Genomic DNA, 14,895 nt, shown 5'->3' with positions numbered 1-14,895 from the left:
ATGAGACCGGAAAACGCCTCCTTTTGGGGGCGTTTTCATAGTGAATGACAAGTTGAGGAAAATTAAAGAATGAGTATTACCGCGGGTATGGTTAAGGAACTGCGTGAAAGAACCGGTTCCGGCATGATGGAATGTAAAAAGGCCCTGCAAGAAGCCAACGGCGACATGGAGTTGGCGATCGAAAACATGCGCAAGGCCGGTCTGGCGAAAGCCGACAAAAAATCCGGCCGGATCGCGGCCGAAGGCAGCATCGGCGTCAGGATCAGTGGCGACGAGAAAACGGCGGCAATCGTCGAAATCAACTGCGAAACCGATTTCGTCGCCAAATCGCCGGATTTCGTCGCGTTCGTGAACGACGTGACGACCGCACTGTTGAGCGCCGATGTCGCGACCAACGAGCAATTGCTCGAAATGAAGCTGGCCGGCGGCGAAACGGTCGATGAAACCCGCCGTGCGCTGATTGCAAAGCTGGGCGAGAACATCACCGTCAGACGCTTCGAAAAACTTCACACTGCGGAAGGCGGCACCGCCTGCTATCTGCACGGCAGCAAGATCGGCGTGATCGTCGAACTGGCCAAGGCCGACAAGGAACTGGGTAAGGACATCGCGATGCACATCGCCGCCAGCAAGCCGATTTGTGTGTCCGAAGACCAGGTTTCCCAGGAAACGATCGAAAAGGAAAAGGAAATCTTCAAGGCGCAAGCTGCAGAAAGCGGCAAGCCGGCCGACATTATCGAAAAGATGGTCGCCGGACGGATCAGCAAATTCTTCGCCGAAGTAACCCTGCTGGGCCAGCCGTTCATCAAGGACGACAAGCTGTCGGTGGGCAAACTGGTTGCGTCGAAGGGCAATAATGTCGTGCGTTTCGCCCGTCTCGAAGTCGGCGAAGGGATCGAAAAGAAGGAAGAAAACTTCGCCGAGGAAGTCATGGCGCAGGTACGGGGCAGCTAAACCGGCTGGTGTCAGACCTTGTACACAAGCTTTTAATAAACCATCCGACAAACATTTATGACAAAACCGATTTGCCAGAGAATTTTATTAAAGCTGAGCGGCGAGGCGCTGATGAGCGAAGCGGGCGGTAGCATCGACTCCGACATCCTGAACCGTCTGGCTGCCGAAATCAGGGAATTGTCCGATTTCGGCGTCCAGGTCGGCCTGGTGATCGGCGGCGGCAATATCCTGCGCGGCGCCGATAAGGCTTCGCAGGGATTGGACCGGGTGACCAGCGATCAGATGGGCATGCTGGCGACCGTGATCAATGCGCTGGCGATGCAGGATGCGCTCGAGCATCAGGGCTTGCAGGCACGCGTGATGTCGGCGCTGAAAATCAATCAGGTCTGCGAGGACTACATTCGCCGCCGCGCGGTTCGCCATCTGGAAAAAGGGCGGGTCGTGATTTTTGCGGCGGGCACCGGCAATCCGTTTTTCACCACCGATTCGGCGGCCAGCCTCAGGGCGATCGAAATCAACGCCGGGCTGATGATCAAGGCGACCAAGGTCAAGGGCGTTTATTCGGACGATCCGGCCAAAAACAAGGAGGCGGTTTTTTATCCGCATCTGACTTACGACGAAGCACTCGATCAGCGGCTGAACGTGATGGATACCACTGCGCTGGTACTGTGCAGGGACAATGATATCCCGATGCGGATAATGAACATCTTCGAACAAGGCGCGGTGATGCGGTTGATGAAGGGCGAAGAAATCGGTTCGCTGATTGAACGAGGAAACAAGAAATGATAAGTGACATTCAACAGGATGCCGCGTCCCGCATGGGCAAAAGCATCGAAGCCTTAAAGCACGAGTTTTCGAAAATCCGGACCGGCCGCGCACATCCGAGCCTGCTCGACCAGATCAGCGTGTCTTATTACGGCACCGATTCCTCGCTGTCCCAGGTCGCGAACATCGCGGTCGAGGATGCGCGGACGTTGACGATCACGCCCTGGGAAAAGAACATGGTGCCGGTGATCGAGAAAGCGATCCTCAAATCGGATCTCGGCCTGAATCCCGCCACCAACGGCATGACGATCCGTATTCCGTTGCCGCCGTTGACCGAACAGCGCCGCCGCGAACTGGTCAAGGTCGTCAAACAGGAGGCCGAAAACGGCCGCGTAGCGATCCGCAATATCCGCCGCGATGCGAACAACGCGATCAAGGAAGCGCTGAAGGAAAAGCTGATTTCCGAAGACGATGCGCGAGGCGCGGAAGAAAAGATCCAGAAAATCACTGACCAATATGTCAAGGAAGTCGAAAAGCTGTTGGAGGCAAAAGAAGCCGATCTGCTGTCGCTTTGATTCGGAAGCCTCTCATGCCGTCAGACAACGCCTGTATTAATCCAACCGATAACGGGATTCCTCGCCATATCGCGATCATTATGGACGGTAACGGGCGTTGGGCGCAGAAGCGCTTCATGCCGAGGGCCGTGGGCCATCAAGCAGGCGTCAAGGCGGTCCGTAAAATCGTCGAACACTGTGTCCGCGAGCGCGTCGAGGTGTTGACGCTGTTCGCGTTCAGCAGCGAGAACTGGCGGCGGCCGCCGGAAGAAGTCTCTTTACTGATGGAGCTGTTCATGGCGACCTTACACGCCGAAATCGACAAGCTGCACCGGAACAATATTCGCCTGCGTTTTATCGGCGACAGAAGCCGTTTTTCCGAAGCTTTACAGAAGAAAATGTCCGAAGGGGAAACGCAAACCCGCAATAACACCGCCTTGACCGTGGTAATTGCGGTCAATTACGGCGGACGCTGGGATCTGTGCCAGGCGTTCCGCGCCGTCAATCAGAAAGTACTGGCCGGCGAGCTGAATCCGCAGGATATCGACGAAAGCCTGGTCAGTCGCCATTTATCCACCGCGGATTTGCCGGAACCGGATCTGTTCATCAGAACCGGCGGCGAGCAGCGCGTCAGTAATTTTTTATTGTGGCAGTTGGCCTACACCGAATTGTACTTTACCGACACGCTATGGCCCGATTTCGACCAAAAATCGCTCGAACAGGCCATCCTGAGCTTCAAAGGCCGGCAAAGGCGCTTCGGGCATACCGGCGAACAGGTACTCGGCAAAGCGGTCACTCTCTAACCTTAACGATAACTATAACAATGTTGCTCAAGCGAATTATCACTGCATCGATTTTGGCCGCCCTCGTCGCTACGGCGGTATTTACGCTTCCTCCCGAATATTTCTCCCTGGTGCTCGCCGTCCTGACGCTGGTCGCGGCATGGGAATGGCTGTATCTGATCGATGTGCAATCGATCGCCAAGCGGTTGTTGTTCCTGCTGGCGCTGATTCTGCCGATGATCGGGGCCCATCTCTGGACCCAGTTTCTGGAACTGCTGGCGCAATGGACCAAATGGCCGGAGATCCGTTTTTACTCGGGGGTGATCGAATGGCTGGTAGTGCCGGCGGTTCTGTTCTGGATTATCGTGATGCTTTCGATCCGGAATCTGCCGCAGACGGTGCTGAATCTGAATCCGAGGCTGCGCTACAAGATGCTGATCGGCTGGTTCATCCTCTTCACCTGCTGGCTGTTCCTGACCCGGCTGCGGGTGTTCTACGAGCCGCCGATGACCATGTATTTCCTGGTGTTGATCTGGGTGGCCGACATTAGCGCGTATTTCGTCGGCAAAAAATACGGTAAAACCAAATTGGCGCCGGACATCAGCCCCGGCAAGACGGTGGCCGGCTTTTACGGGGCGATTGTGTCGGGTCTGGTCTGCGCAGTCGTTCTGAGTCTGTTCTACGGCTTCAATTACGTCTTTGCGGCCGACTTTGCGCTGTTGTCGATGCTGACCGTGCTAATTTCAGTTTATGGCGACCTGTTCTTCAGCGTGGTCAAACGCCAGCGCGGCGTCAAGGACAGCGGTGCGATCCTGCCGGGGCACGGCGGCATCCTGGATCGGGTCGATAGCATCGTTGCGGCGATCCCACTGTTCTATGCGGGCATTTACCTGATTTACGGGCTGATCTGATGAAAGGGATATGCATACTCGGCGCGACCGGTTCGATCGGCGTCAGCACGCTGGATGTGGTTGCCAGGCATCCCGATCTGTATAAAGTCGTTGCGCTGACCGCGAACAACAATATCGATCTTTTGCTTGACCAATGCCTGCGGCACCGGCCCGAACTGGTCGTCGTCGCCGACGAAGCGAAAGCCGCCGCATTCAGAGACAAGATTGCCGGCACTGCCGTGGCGGGAACCCGGGTACTGGCAGGAGCCGAAGCCTTGGCGGAGGCCGCCACGCTGGACAATGTCGATTCGGTGATGGCCGCAATCGTCGGCGCGGCCGGCCTGCTGCCGACATTGGCGGCCGCGAAGGCGGGCAAAACCGTCCTGCTGGCCAACAAGGAAGCGCTCGTAATGTCCGGCAATCTCTTCATGCAGGCGATCGCCGATTCCGGCGCCGAGCTGCTACCGATCGACAGCGAGCACAACGCGATCTTTCAGTGCATGCCGTCCGCTTATAAAACCGGCGTGACCGCGCAGGCGGCCCGGCGTATCCTGCTGACCGCGTCGGGCGGCCCATTCCGGCAGACCCCGATCGAAGACCTGGTGCATGTCACGCCGGAGCAGGCGGTTGCGCATCCGAACTGGGATATGGGCAAGAAAATCTCGGTCGATTCGGCGACCATGATGAACAAGGGGCTCGAAATGATCGAGGCCTGCCTGCTGTTCAACATGAAGCCCGAGCAGATTCAGGTCGTGATCCATCCGCAAAGCGTGATTCATTCGATGGTCGATTACATCGACGGCACCGTGCTTGCCCAGATGGGCAATCCGGACATGCGGATTCCGATCGCGCATGCATTGGCCTGGTCCGGCCGCTTCGAATCCGGCGCGGAGCCTTTGAATATTTTCAACGTGCGCCGGATGGATTTCGAAGAGCCCAACCTGGAGCGTTTTCCCTGTCTGCGCCTGGCCTACAAGGCGATCGAAGCCGGCGGCACGATGCCGGCGGTGTTGAACGCGGCGAACGAAATCGCGGTCGATGCCTTCCTGAACCGCCGGGTACGCTTTACCGACATTCCAGCCATCATCGAACGCAGCATGGATGCGATCGAGGTCAAGGCGGCCGATTCGCTCGAAATTGTTTTGGATCAGGATAAATTAGCCAGAACGGTGTCTAACCGGATAATCGATCAACTGGCCGGCTAAATTTATTATGAGCACTCTCTTTTACTTCATCGTCACCATCGGCGTCCTGGTTTCGTTCCATGAGTTCGGACACTTTTGGGTTGCCCGCAAGGTCGGCGTGAAGGTGCTGCGCTTTTCGGTGGGGTTCGGCAGGGTCCTGTGGTCTTACCGGAAAGCCCCGGAAACGACCGAATATGTGATCTCGGCGATTCCGCTGGGCGGCTATGTGAAGATGGTCGATGAGCGCGAAGGTGAAGTCAAAAGCGAAGATCTGCCTTATGCTTTCAACCGGCAAAAGCTTTCCGCGCGTTCCGCGATCGTGGCGGCTGGACCGATTTTCAATCTGATCCTGGCCGTTGTCCTGTTTTGGGTCGTGCTGGTCGTCGGCGAAGAAGGGACGCGGCCAATTCTCGGCAAGATCGAGGCAGGTACGCTCGCGGCCGAAGCCGGCTTGCTGGAAGGTGACGAATTCGTTGCGGTCAATGACAAGCGGACCCCGACCTGGGCCGAAACCTTGAACGTGCTGATCGGTACGGCGCTCGGCGGAGACCGGAAAATCAAACTGCTCGTAAAGGACAGGCAGGGACGGGAAGAGGTGCGGTGGATCAAGTTTTCCGAGGCCGATGTCGACGATCCCGAAAAGCTTTACAAGCGGCTCGGGTTTACTCCCTGGATGCCGAGATTGCGTCCCGTGATCGATAAGGTGTTGCCGGAAGGCGCGGCGCTGGCGGCAGGCGTGAAACCCGGCGATATCGTGATCAGTGCGGACGGCACGCCGATCGCCGATTGGCAGCAGTGGGTCGAATATGTCAAAAACCGCCCCGGCCGGCCGATAACGGCCGAAGTCGAGCGCGACGGCGCGCGCCGGACGCTGACGATCACGCCGAAGGTTGTAGAGATGCCGCCAACGGTGAAAGGCGAAGCGCCGAAGGCCGAAGGAAAAATCGGCGCATCGGTCGTGATTCCCGAAGAGGTCAGGAGCGCGTTGCAGGTTAAATACGCGTTGGGACCTCTCGCAGCGGTTCCTGCCGCCTTCACCAGAACCTACGATTATTCGTTTTCGACGCTGAAAATGATGGGCAAGATGGTGCTGGGCCAGGCCTCGGTCAAAAACTTGAGCGGACCGATCAGCATCGCGCAATATGCCGGCGAGTCCGCCGAAATCGGTTTCATGCCTTTCCTGAAGTTCATCGCGCTGGTCAGCGTGAGTCTCGGCATATTGAATCTGCTGCCGATCCCGGTGCTCGACGGTGGGCATTTGCTGTTTTTCGGGATCGAGGCGATCAAAGGCGAACCCCTGTCCGAAAAAAGCCAGCTCTTTTTTCAACAGATCGGCATTGCGATACTGGTAACCCTGATGGCGCTGGGGATGGTGATGGATATTCAGCGCCTGTTCCAATAAGCCGGCCTTTCGGTTGATTCCGGTCTTTTGCGAACGTCCGGATTTTTTTCAATAACTCAAAAACGAGCAGATCATGAAGAGAATTATTGCTGTTGTTGCTTTCGCTGCCTCGGCGATGTCCGCGGGTTTACTGCGGGCGGATGAAGCCGATGTCAAGTCGGCGCTTGCGAAGGCGATGCCTTCGGTCAAGGTCGACTCGATCAAGCCTTCGGAGATCAAGGGCTTGTTCGAGGTGATGGTCGGCGCCGATCTGTTTTACGTCAGTGAAGAGGGCAAATATCTGCTGCAGGGCCATCTGATCGATCTGGCTTCGCGTACCGATTTGACCGAAGAAAAGTTGAGCGGCGCCCGCCTGGCCGCGCTCGACAAGGTCGGCGAAAAGAACATGATCATCTTCAAACCGAAGATCGGCAAATACCAGGTTTCGGTGTTCACCGATATCGACTGCGGCTATTGCCGCAAACTGCATTCCGAAATCGACCAATATCTCGCCGAAGGCATCACGGTGCGCTATCTGTTCTATCCGCGTGCGGGCAAGGGATCGGATTCCTATAAAAAAGCCGTTTCGGTGTGGTGCGCGGACGACCGGAACAAGGCGCTGACCGAAGCGAAGAAAGGCGCCGCCCCGAAAGAAAAAACCTGCGATAATCCGGTTGATCAACACATGCAGCTGGCGCAGGATTTCGATGCGCGGGGCACGCCGTTGATCGTGACCGAAAAAGGCAATCTGCTGCCGGGCTATGTGCCAGCCAAGCAACTGGCCGAAGTCCTGCGAGACGAACAGGCGGCAAAGTAAACTTGCGGTCGGATTTTCCGGGCCGAAGGGACGGTCCGGCAGCCGATTTGTCATGCTCGAAAAGATTCAGAATACAGAGAGTAGAAGCGAAGCGCATGCCTTAAGCCGGACTCCCTGTATCGGGATTATTCAACCCCTTCTTACGAATTATCATACCCCTCAAGGTGGTCTGCCTATGAGAAGCTGCGGTCTAACTCCGCTTCGAGCCTTGCTGCTTTCGGCATTGTTCCTGCTTGCGGTGATTCGTCCGGCCGCGGCGGCTGCCGTGCTTTCGGTAACCCAGGTAGCGCCTGGAATTTACGTGCATTTAGGGCCTCATGAAATTCCGGATACCCGGAATCACGGCGCGATCGCGAACATCGGCTTCATCGTCGGCGAGCGCTGTGTCGCGGTGATCGATACAGGCGGAAATCCCGATCAGGGCAGGGCGCTTTTGAATGCGGTCCGCCATCACACGGACAAGCCGATCTGCTATGTGATCAATACCCATGTACATCCCGACCATATCTACGGTAATAGCGTGTTCAAGGCGAACGGCGTCAAGTTCGTCGGGCACTCCCTGCTCGGCCGCGCGATGGCGGCGCGCGGGCCTTTTTATCTTGCCAAGGCAAAAGAACTGCTGGGAATCGATTTAACGTCCGGGAACCTCATTCCCCCCGATATCGCGGTCGAAAAAGAACTCGACGTCGATCTCGGCGGACGCATCCTGAAGCTGACCGCCCATCAGCCTGCGCATACCGACAGCGACCTGTCGATTTACGATCCTTTGACCGATACCCTCTGGTTGGCCGATTTGCTGTTTCTCGAACATTTGCCGGTGATCGACGGCAGCTTGAAAGGATGGCTCGCGGAGATAGACCGGCTGGAGCGCCGGAATTACAAAGTCGTGATTCCCGGGCATGGCTCCATCGTGACGGACTGGCCGCAAAGCCTGCAGCCTGAAAAACGCTATTTGCAGACACTGTTGACCGACCTGAGAGCCTGGATCAAAAATGGCGGGTTTCTCGAACAGGCAGTGGAGGCGGTCGGCTATGAAGCGAAAGCCGAATGGAAACTTTTCGAGGATTTTCACCGCAAAAACGTGTCGACCGCGTTCGCGGAGCTGGAGTGGGAAGACTGAAAACTAACCGATAACGCGCCTCGTGAGTCTAGCGGTCGATTCGGGAAGTCGCGCGCTTCGAGTCCCGGCGTTGAAGCAGAAAGTACGAAATTACCGTTGGAGTCCGCCGATCGCGGTAAACAGCAGGCAGATCTGCAATAAGCTCTGCCAGGGATCGCCTGGTTGCTGGCCTTTGATCTCGCGGTCGGCTTTGGCGCTGAGTACCAGGATCCGGTGTAAAGCGGTTTCGCCCAAACGTTCCAGCGCATGGCCGACCAGTGCTTTGCGCTTGTCCCAGATTTGCTGCGCCTGCATCGCGGCGTCCCGGTTTTTGCCAGCGGCGATCTCGCGCTTGAGCTTGCAAAGCAAGCGAGCTTCCCGGGTGATCGACCAGAGTACGACCGGAGGGGCGACATCCTCCTCTTTCAATCCCGCCAGAATTTTGGTAATTCTTCCCGGATGGCCGGCCAGCAGACTGTCGGCCAGTTTGAATACATCGTAGCGCGAACTGTCCGCGACCGCGTCGGCGATCTTTACGGCATCCAGAAATCCCGCGCCGTAGAGGATGTAGAGCTTTTCGATTTCCTGTGCGGCGGCCAGCAGGTTGCCTTCGATTCTGGCCGTGAGCAACTTCAAGCCTTCGTTATCGGTATTGAGCCCGCGCAGTTGGAGCCGCTGCTGCAGCCAGCGCTGCAAATCCTCGCCTTCGAGCGGCCGGACCTGAATGAACACGCCGACACGTTCCAGGGCCTGAAACCAGCGGGTTTTCAGAGCAGCGGTGGCCAGTTTGCCGGAGGTGATCAATAACAGGGTATCTTCGGGCAAGCGTTCGCAATAGGCGGCCAGAACCTTTGCGCCCTCGGTGCCGGGAGAGCCGGAGGGCAGCCTGAGATCGATCACTTTCCGGTCCGCGAATAGCGAAGTCGCGTACGCGGCTGCCGGCAGGTCGTTCCAGGAAAAGCCGCTGTCCTGCGAAAAGATCTCGCGCTCCAGATAGCCGGCCTCCTGTGCCGCCTTGCGGATCGCATCGGTGATTTCGGCGATTTGCTGAGGCTCATCGCCGCTGACCAGATAAACCGGCGCGAGCTTGTTGCCGCGTAAATGCTGCGTCGTCTGTTCCGGCTTCAGGCGCATGGTTATTTGGCTTTAGCCTGAATTTGCGCCTTCGCGCGGTCGAGGATGGAACGCACCGCCTGCCGGTACATTTCCCGCCGGATCACGCCTTCTTCGTTATTTTTCGCCAGAATGTCCTGTTGGTCGTTGAAAAACTCGCGCGTGATCAGGAGCGGGTCGTTCGAAGGCAGCGGGGCATTATCGGCGCCTGCCAGCTGAAATTTCAGGCGATAACTCAGCTCCAGCTGGTTGGAGCGGCCGCTGAAATTCAGCGAAACGACGCGGCGGTTGTATTTTTCATCGTCCACCTTGATGTGCAGATCCGCCTCTTTTGCGTTTTTAGCCACGCGGGTGGACGATAATTTCAATATTTCGTCGAATTGCTCCCGCAAGGCTTCCGATGCGCCTTCAATATAGACTTTCTTGAATTTGACCGACGCCTGTTCGGTTCCACGCAAGTGATAGCCGCAGGCGCTCAACCAACATGCCAGTAAAACAATGAAAAGCTTCTTCATCAAATAACGATATTCACCAATTTTTTGGGGACTACGATGATTTTTTTGGCCGCCTGATTTTCCAATAAGCACGCGATGTGTTTGTTGTTCAGCGCCAAGGCTTCGATTTCCTGATTCGAAGCGGCGGCGGGCACCGAGATTTTGCCGCGCAGTTTGCCGTTGATTTGTACGACCATTTCGAGCGTATCCTGCGCCAGTGCCGACGGGTCCGCCGCCGGCCAAGCGGCGCCGATCAGCGCATCGGTGCGTCCCAGATCCTGCCAGAGCTGATGGCAGACATGCGGCACGATGGGGGACAGCATCAGTACGATCGCCTCTAAGGCTTCCTGCAGCAGGGCGCGCCCGTTGTCGGAGGCATCGCTGAATTTGTACAGGCTGTTGACTAGTTCCATATTGGCTGCGATCGCGGTATTGAAGGTGAAGCGGCGGCCGAAGTCGTCGCTGACTTTCGCGATCGTTTGATGCAACTGGCGGCGTAAATCGACCTGTTCCTTGGTCAAGGCCGCCTTGTCGAGCGCTTTGGCCGGCTGGCCCGGTTCGACGTGCTGGTAGACCAGCTTCCAGAGCCGTTTCAAAAAGCGGAAGGCGCCTTCGACGCCGCTGTCGGACCATTCGAGCGACTGCTCGGGCGGCGCCGCGAACATGATGAACAGGCGAACCGTGTCGGCGCCGTATTGGTCGATCAGCGCCTGCGGATCGACCGTATTGCCTTTCGACTTCGACATCTTGCTGCCGTCCTTCAGCACCATGCCCTGGGTCAACAGGTTTTTGAACGGTTCGTCGGGAGCCAGTAGGCCTTCGTCGCGCAACAGCTTGTTATAGAAGCGCGCGTAGAGCAGGTGCAGGATTGCGTGTTCGATCCCACCGATGTAATGGTCGACCGGCAACCAGTAGTTCGCGCGGGCATCGAGCATCGTCTCCGCATCCTTACAGGTGAATTTTGCGAAGTACCAGGACGACTCCATGAACGTATCGAACGTATCGGTCTCGCGCCGGGCCGGCTTGCCGCAACTTGGGCAGGTTGTTTTGGAGAAAGTCGGATGTGCGACCAATGGCGATTGCGATCCGTCCAGCACCACATCGCGCGGCAGTTCGACCGGCAGGTCTTTTTCGGGTACCGGCACGGTGCCGCAGTCGTCGCAATAGATCACCGGAATCGGCGCACCCCAGTAGCGCTGGCGCGAAACGCCCCAGTCGCGGAGGCGGAAGCGCACATGCTTGTCGCCAAGTCCTTTGGCTTTCAGGTCGCCCGCGATCGTGTCGATCGCCTGTTTGTGGGTCAGACCGTCGTATTTGCCGCTGTTGATCAGTACCATCGAATCGTCTTTCGCTGCATACCAATCCTGCCAGGTGATCGTATCGAACGGCTTGTCGTCCTTGCCGGGCCTTTTATTTTCCAATACCTGGAGGGTCGGCAGATGGTACCTTTGCGCGAAATGGAAATCGCGTTCGTCGTGCGCCGGTACTGCCATCACCGCGCCTTCGCCGTAACTCATCAGCACATAGTTGCCGACCCAGACCGGCACCTGCGTGCCGGTCAAAGGATGGGTGACCCTGATTCCGGTTGGCATGCCTTTCTTTTCGAGTGTCGCGATATCCGCTTCGGCGGTGCCGGTCTGTTCGCATTCATGAATGAACGCGGCCAGTTCCGGATTATTGCGGGCGGCACGCGCCGCCAAAGGATGTTCGGGGGCGACCGCGCAGAAGGTTACACCCATGATCGTGTCGGCGCGGGTGGTGAACACCCATAACAACTCCCGCTTGCCGTCCAGTTCGTAAGGGAACGCGAAACGGACCCCGTAGCTCTTGCCGATCCAGTTCGCCTGCATCGTCTTGACCTGCTCCGGCCAGCCGTCGAGCGACTCGAGCGCGGACAGAAGTTCGTCCGCATAATCGGTGATCTTCAGGAACCATTGCGCGATTTCCTTGCGTTCGACTTGGGTATCGCAGCGCCAGCAGCAGCCGTCGATCACCTGCTCGTTCGCGAGCACGGTCATGTCGTTCGGGCACCAGTTGACCGGTGCGGTCTTCTTGTAGACCAGGCCTTTTTCGAGCAGTTTCAGGAAGAACCATTGCTCCCAGCGGTAGTATGAGGGATCGCAGGTCGCGATCTCGCGGTTCCAGTCATAGCCGAAACCGAGCCGCTGCAGTTGGCCCTTCATGTAGGCGATATTTTCGTAGGTCCAATCGGCGGGATGCACGCCGTGCTGCATCGCCGCATTCTCGGCCGGCAGGCCGAACGCGTCCCAGCCCATCGGCTGCAGCACGTTCTTGCCGAGCATGCGCTGGTAGCGGCTGATCACGTCGCCGATGGTATAGTTGCGGACGTGCCCCATGTGTAATTTACCGCTGGGATAGGGGAACATCGACAGGCAATAATACTTTTCGCCCTGGGAAGTCTCGGAGGCGCCGAATACGCCAGTTTCTTCCCAGATTCGCTGCACTTCTTGCTCTACAACCAACGGCTTGTAATTTTCTTGCATCCTTCTCGTCTTTTGTCGGCCAAAAGCGTTAGAATACCACAGTTGCTCGAATCAAAGAGTGTCATTTTCAGGAGATGTAACGATGAGTAAAAACAAATGGGTCGCTGCGTACAACGACATTGTCAAGCACCTTTACGAGACGATGGACGATGCCCTACACACGCTCGGCGAAGCGCTCGAGATCTCGACCGAAAAAGCCGGTAAAACCAGCGATTTGAGTAAGGAAGAGCTGGACAAGGTATCGGGCTATGTGAAGCGGGACGTCGAAAGTGCGGCCCGCGATTTGTCTGCCGAGCAGAATGACAAGGAGCTGGGCGAATGGTTCAAATTCGACATCGAGTTGATCGAGAACTTTGCGCTCGACGCCTTTTTGAGCGTTGCGGACAAAACCCGCATCCAACTGGCCGAGATCGAAGAACGTGCCAGGATGCACAAGTACCAGAGCGGGGAAATCACGATCCCGGGCACCTTCATCTGCGACAGCTGCGGCAAGGAAATCGCGTTCAAGACCACCAGCGAAATCCCGGTTTGCCCGGTTTGCCATGCAACCACATTCGTGCGCATGTAAGCAACAAAAAGCTTGACTAATGTATTATAATGGCGCTTTCAGCCAGCGGATTTCGAGGTACGAGTAAAATAATGCGCAGAGTCATTTTCAATCAAAAGGGCGGGGTCGGCAAATCCACGATTACCTGCAATCTGGCCGCGATCAGTGCTGTCGAAGGCAAGCGGACTCTGGTGATCGATCTGGACGTTCAGGGCAACTCCACGCAATACCTGATGGGTCAAAAGGTCACCGAAAGCGGAAAGACGCTCGCGCAGTTTTTCAAGGACACGCTGAGTCTGTCGCTGTTCGGAGGGAGCACGGGTTCCGGTCTGGAAAATTTCATTCATGAAACGCCGTTTCCGAATCTGTACATCGTGCCATCGCATCCGGAGCTGGAGGCCTTACAAAGCAAGCTCGAATCGCGCTTCAAGATTTTCAAACTGAAGGAGGCGCTGGAAAGTTTGCAAGGCTTCGACCAGGTGTACATGGACACGCCGCCGGTGCTGAACTTCTACAGTCAGTCGGCGCTGATCGCGGCAGACAAATGCCTGATACCGTTCGATTGCGATACTTTTTCGCGCGATTCGCTGCTGACTTTGATGAATACGATTCGCGAAGTGAAGACCGACCACAATCAAAACCTCGAGATCGAGGGAATCGTGGTCAACCAGTTCCAGAAACAGGCGAACCTGCCGCGCCAGCTGGTCGATCAGTTGATTGCCGAAGGACTGCCGGTGCTTGCCGCGATGATTTCGCCTTCGGTCAAGGTACGCGAATCGCACAGCCAGGCGCAGCCGCTGGTCCATTACGTGCCGGGCCATAAACTGACCGAGGAGTTCAAGGCGCTGCACTCCGAGATTCACGGCGAATCGTAATGCCGGGGTCATCGGCCGCGGGCGGCGCTTAAAGTCCGCCTGCGCCGCCGTACAGCAATCCGTAGAGCCCGCCCGTTCTTACGTTGGCGTCGGCGTTCCTGATCCACCCGTTCCGCTCGAATTCGTTGGCAATCGTCTTCAGGATCGGCGCCGCTTCCTGAATATTCATGCCGGGCTTGATGCGCGGATCGTAAAGCATTTTCAGCAGCAGATAATCCAGTCCAGACAGCAAGGTATTGACCGATTTGTCGTTGAAGATCGAAGGGAATACCTTGTCCGAATCGTTCGGCAATCCCAAAACCTGGGTGATTTCTTCGACGATGCAGTCGACCAGCTTGGCGTGGGCATAGGCGCGGTCGACCGGAATGAGTACGACTCCCCGGACGATAGCGCCGTTTTTTGCCGGAGCGAAATGGCCGAGACAGACGCTGTCGCGGAACAGCGCCTCTCTTTGCGGTTTGGAACGGATGCCGAAATCCTGCAGCAGGTCGTTCCGCAACTGCATCTCGGTCGAAAAGATGATCAGCAGATTGGCCGCTGCCGGCGTTTTGGCCGGCTCCATCGTCAGGCCGGTAATTTCGGCGAGCTGCTCGATGTGCATCCGGGCCAATCTCTCGTGCAGATCCCGATCGCCGACCCGGTGCACAAAATAATAACCGATCGGCCCCGTCCACTTGCGGATGCCCATCGGTTGGGCCGAATATTCGTTGAACATCGCGATTTTGATAAAGCTGTTCAGCAGATAGCCCGGCGATTTCCAGGCTTCGAGCGGGTCGGCGGGTGCCGCCGCGGCGGCGGTGGGGCCGAGCAGGCATAAACTTAGCAGCAGCGAGGTGATGATCCGGTAAATTTTATTCTGCATCTGTCGTCCTAAAAGTTGTTGCCGTAAGGGCTCCCGGCACAAATCAAGAAATCATCCCGCCACGCATGGGAAATATC

General features: G+C 56.9%; 15 protein-coding genes. 11 read left to right on the top strand and 4 right to left on the bottom strand.

What is annotated here, in order from left to right; translation table 11 throughout:
- Window positions 1-69: 69 nt before the first annotated feature.
- The 9 genes from tsf (at window position 70) to METAL_RS11630 (ending at window position 8,444) form a co-directional block, all read left to right on the top strand.
- On the top strand, window positions 70-951 hold the full coding sequence (gene tsf / locus METAL_RS11670; protein ID WP_005372568.1) for a translation elongation factor Ts: 882 nt from the start codon (window positions 70-72) through the stop codon (window positions 949-951).
- Between the two features lie 57 nt (window positions 952-1,008).
- Window positions 1,009-1,737: a UMP kinase gene (gene pyrH, locus METAL_RS11665; protein ID WP_005372567.1), complete on the top strand. Its 729-nt coding sequence runs from the start codon at window positions 1,009-1,011 to the stop codon at window positions 1,735-1,737.
- Entirely contained in the window at window positions 1,734-2,291 is a 558-nt protein-coding gene (gene frr / locus METAL_RS11660; RefSeq protein ID WP_005372565.1) for a ribosome recycling factor, read from the top strand. Before pyrH ends, frr begins: the two co-directional genes overlap by 4 nt.
- A gap of 14 nt (window positions 2,292-2,305) precedes the next feature.
- The gene (locus METAL_RS11655; protein ID WP_005372556.1) at window positions 2,306-3,073 is read left to right on the top strand and encodes an undecaprenyl pyrophosphate synthase; all 768 of its coding nucleotides are present in this window, start codon (window positions 2,306-2,308) and stop codon (window positions 3,071-3,073) included.
- 20 nt (window positions 3,074-3,093) lie between these two features.
- The gene (locus METAL_RS11650; RefSeq protein ID WP_005372549.1) at window positions 3,094-3,963 is read left to right on the top strand and encodes a phosphatidate cytidylyltransferase; all 870 of its coding nucleotides are present in this window, start codon (window positions 3,094-3,096) and stop codon (window positions 3,961-3,963) included.
- Window positions 3,963-5,147: a 1-deoxy-D-xylulose-5-phosphate reductoisomerase gene (gene ispC, locus METAL_RS11645; protein ID WP_005372547.1), complete on the top strand. Its 1,185-nt coding sequence runs from the start codon at window positions 3,963-3,965 to the stop codon at window positions 5,145-5,147. The genes METAL_RS11650 and ispC overlap by 1 nt, the downstream gene beginning before the upstream one ends.
- A 7-nt stretch (window positions 5,148-5,154) precedes the next feature.
- Window positions 5,155-6,528 carry an RIP metalloprotease RseP gene (gene rseP / locus METAL_RS11640; RefSeq protein WP_005372545.1) on the top strand — a complete coding sequence of 458 codons (1,374 nt, stop codon included), beginning with the start codon at window positions 5,155-5,157 and terminating at the stop codon, window positions 6,526-6,528.
- A 73-nt stretch (window positions 6,529-6,601) separates the two neighbouring features.
- Window positions 6,602-7,324 (top strand): DsbC family protein, encoded by a 723-nt coding sequence (locus METAL_RS11635; protein ID WP_005372543.1) that lies wholly within the window; start codon window positions 6,602-6,604, stop codon window positions 7,322-7,324.
- 175 nt (window positions 7,325-7,499) lie between these two features.
- Window positions 7,500-8,444: a quinoprotein relay system zinc metallohydrolase 2 gene (locus METAL_RS11630; RefSeq protein ID WP_005372541.1), complete on the top strand. Its 945-nt coding sequence runs from the start codon at window positions 7,500-7,502 to the stop codon at window positions 8,442-8,444.
- 90 nt (window positions 8,445-8,534) lie between these two features.
- Here the strand turns inward: METAL_RS11630 and holA are convergent, their stop codons facing one another.
- Genes holA through leuS form a run of 3 tightly spaced genes read right to left on the bottom strand, consistent with a single transcriptional unit; the run spans window position 8,535 to window position 12,534 of the window.
- Window positions 8,535-9,557 (bottom strand): DNA polymerase III subunit delta, encoded by a 1,023-nt coding sequence (holA, locus tag METAL_RS11625; protein ID WP_005372539.1) that lies wholly within the window; start codon window positions 9,555-9,557, stop codon window positions 8,535-8,537.
- Between the two features lie 2 nt (window positions 9,558-9,559).
- Window positions 9,560-10,051 (bottom strand): LPS-assembly lipoprotein LptE, encoded by a 492-nt coding sequence (locus METAL_RS11620; RefSeq protein ID WP_005372537.1) that lies wholly within the window; start codon window positions 10,049-10,051, stop codon window positions 9,560-9,562.
- Window positions 10,051-12,534 (bottom strand): leucine--tRNA ligase, encoded by a 2,484-nt coding sequence (gene leuS, locus METAL_RS11615; RefSeq protein ID WP_005372535.1) that lies wholly within the window; start codon window positions 12,532-12,534, stop codon window positions 10,051-10,053. Before leuS ends, METAL_RS11620 begins: the two co-directional genes overlap by 1 nt.
- An 82-nt stretch (window positions 12,535-12,616) precedes the next feature.
- On the opposite strand from leuS, the gene METAL_RS11610 reads away from it, so the two are divergent.
- Entirely contained in the window at window positions 12,617-13,102 is a 486-nt protein-coding gene (locus tag METAL_RS11610; RefSeq protein WP_005372534.1) for a zinc ribbon-containing protein, read from the top strand.
- Window positions 13,103-13,173: 71 nt separating this feature from the next.
- Window positions 13,174-13,956 (top strand): ParA family protein, encoded by a 783-nt coding sequence (locus METAL_RS11605; protein WP_005372533.1) that lies wholly within the window; start codon window positions 13,174-13,176, stop codon window positions 13,954-13,956.
- Window positions 13,957-13,984: 28 nt separating this feature from the next.
- Here METAL_RS11605 and METAL_RS11600 read toward each other — a convergent pair whose 3' ends face one another.
- Window positions 13,985-14,818: a DUF2927 domain-containing protein gene (locus tag METAL_RS11600; protein ID WP_005372532.1), complete on the bottom strand. Its 834-nt coding sequence runs from the start codon at window positions 14,816-14,818 to the stop codon at window positions 13,985-13,987.
- Window positions 14,819-14,895 lie beyond the last annotated feature (77 nt).

Origin of the sequence: Methylomicrobium album BG8 (genome assembly GCF_000214275.2) — a bacterium.
In the GTDB taxonomy this organism is placed as follows: Bacteria; Pseudomonadota; Gammaproteobacteria; order Methylococcales; family Methylomonadaceae; genus Methylomicrobium; species Methylomicrobium agile.
The sequence above is the reverse complement of the archived record's forward strand: the minus strand, read 5'-3'. Positions and strand labels throughout refer to the sequence as shown.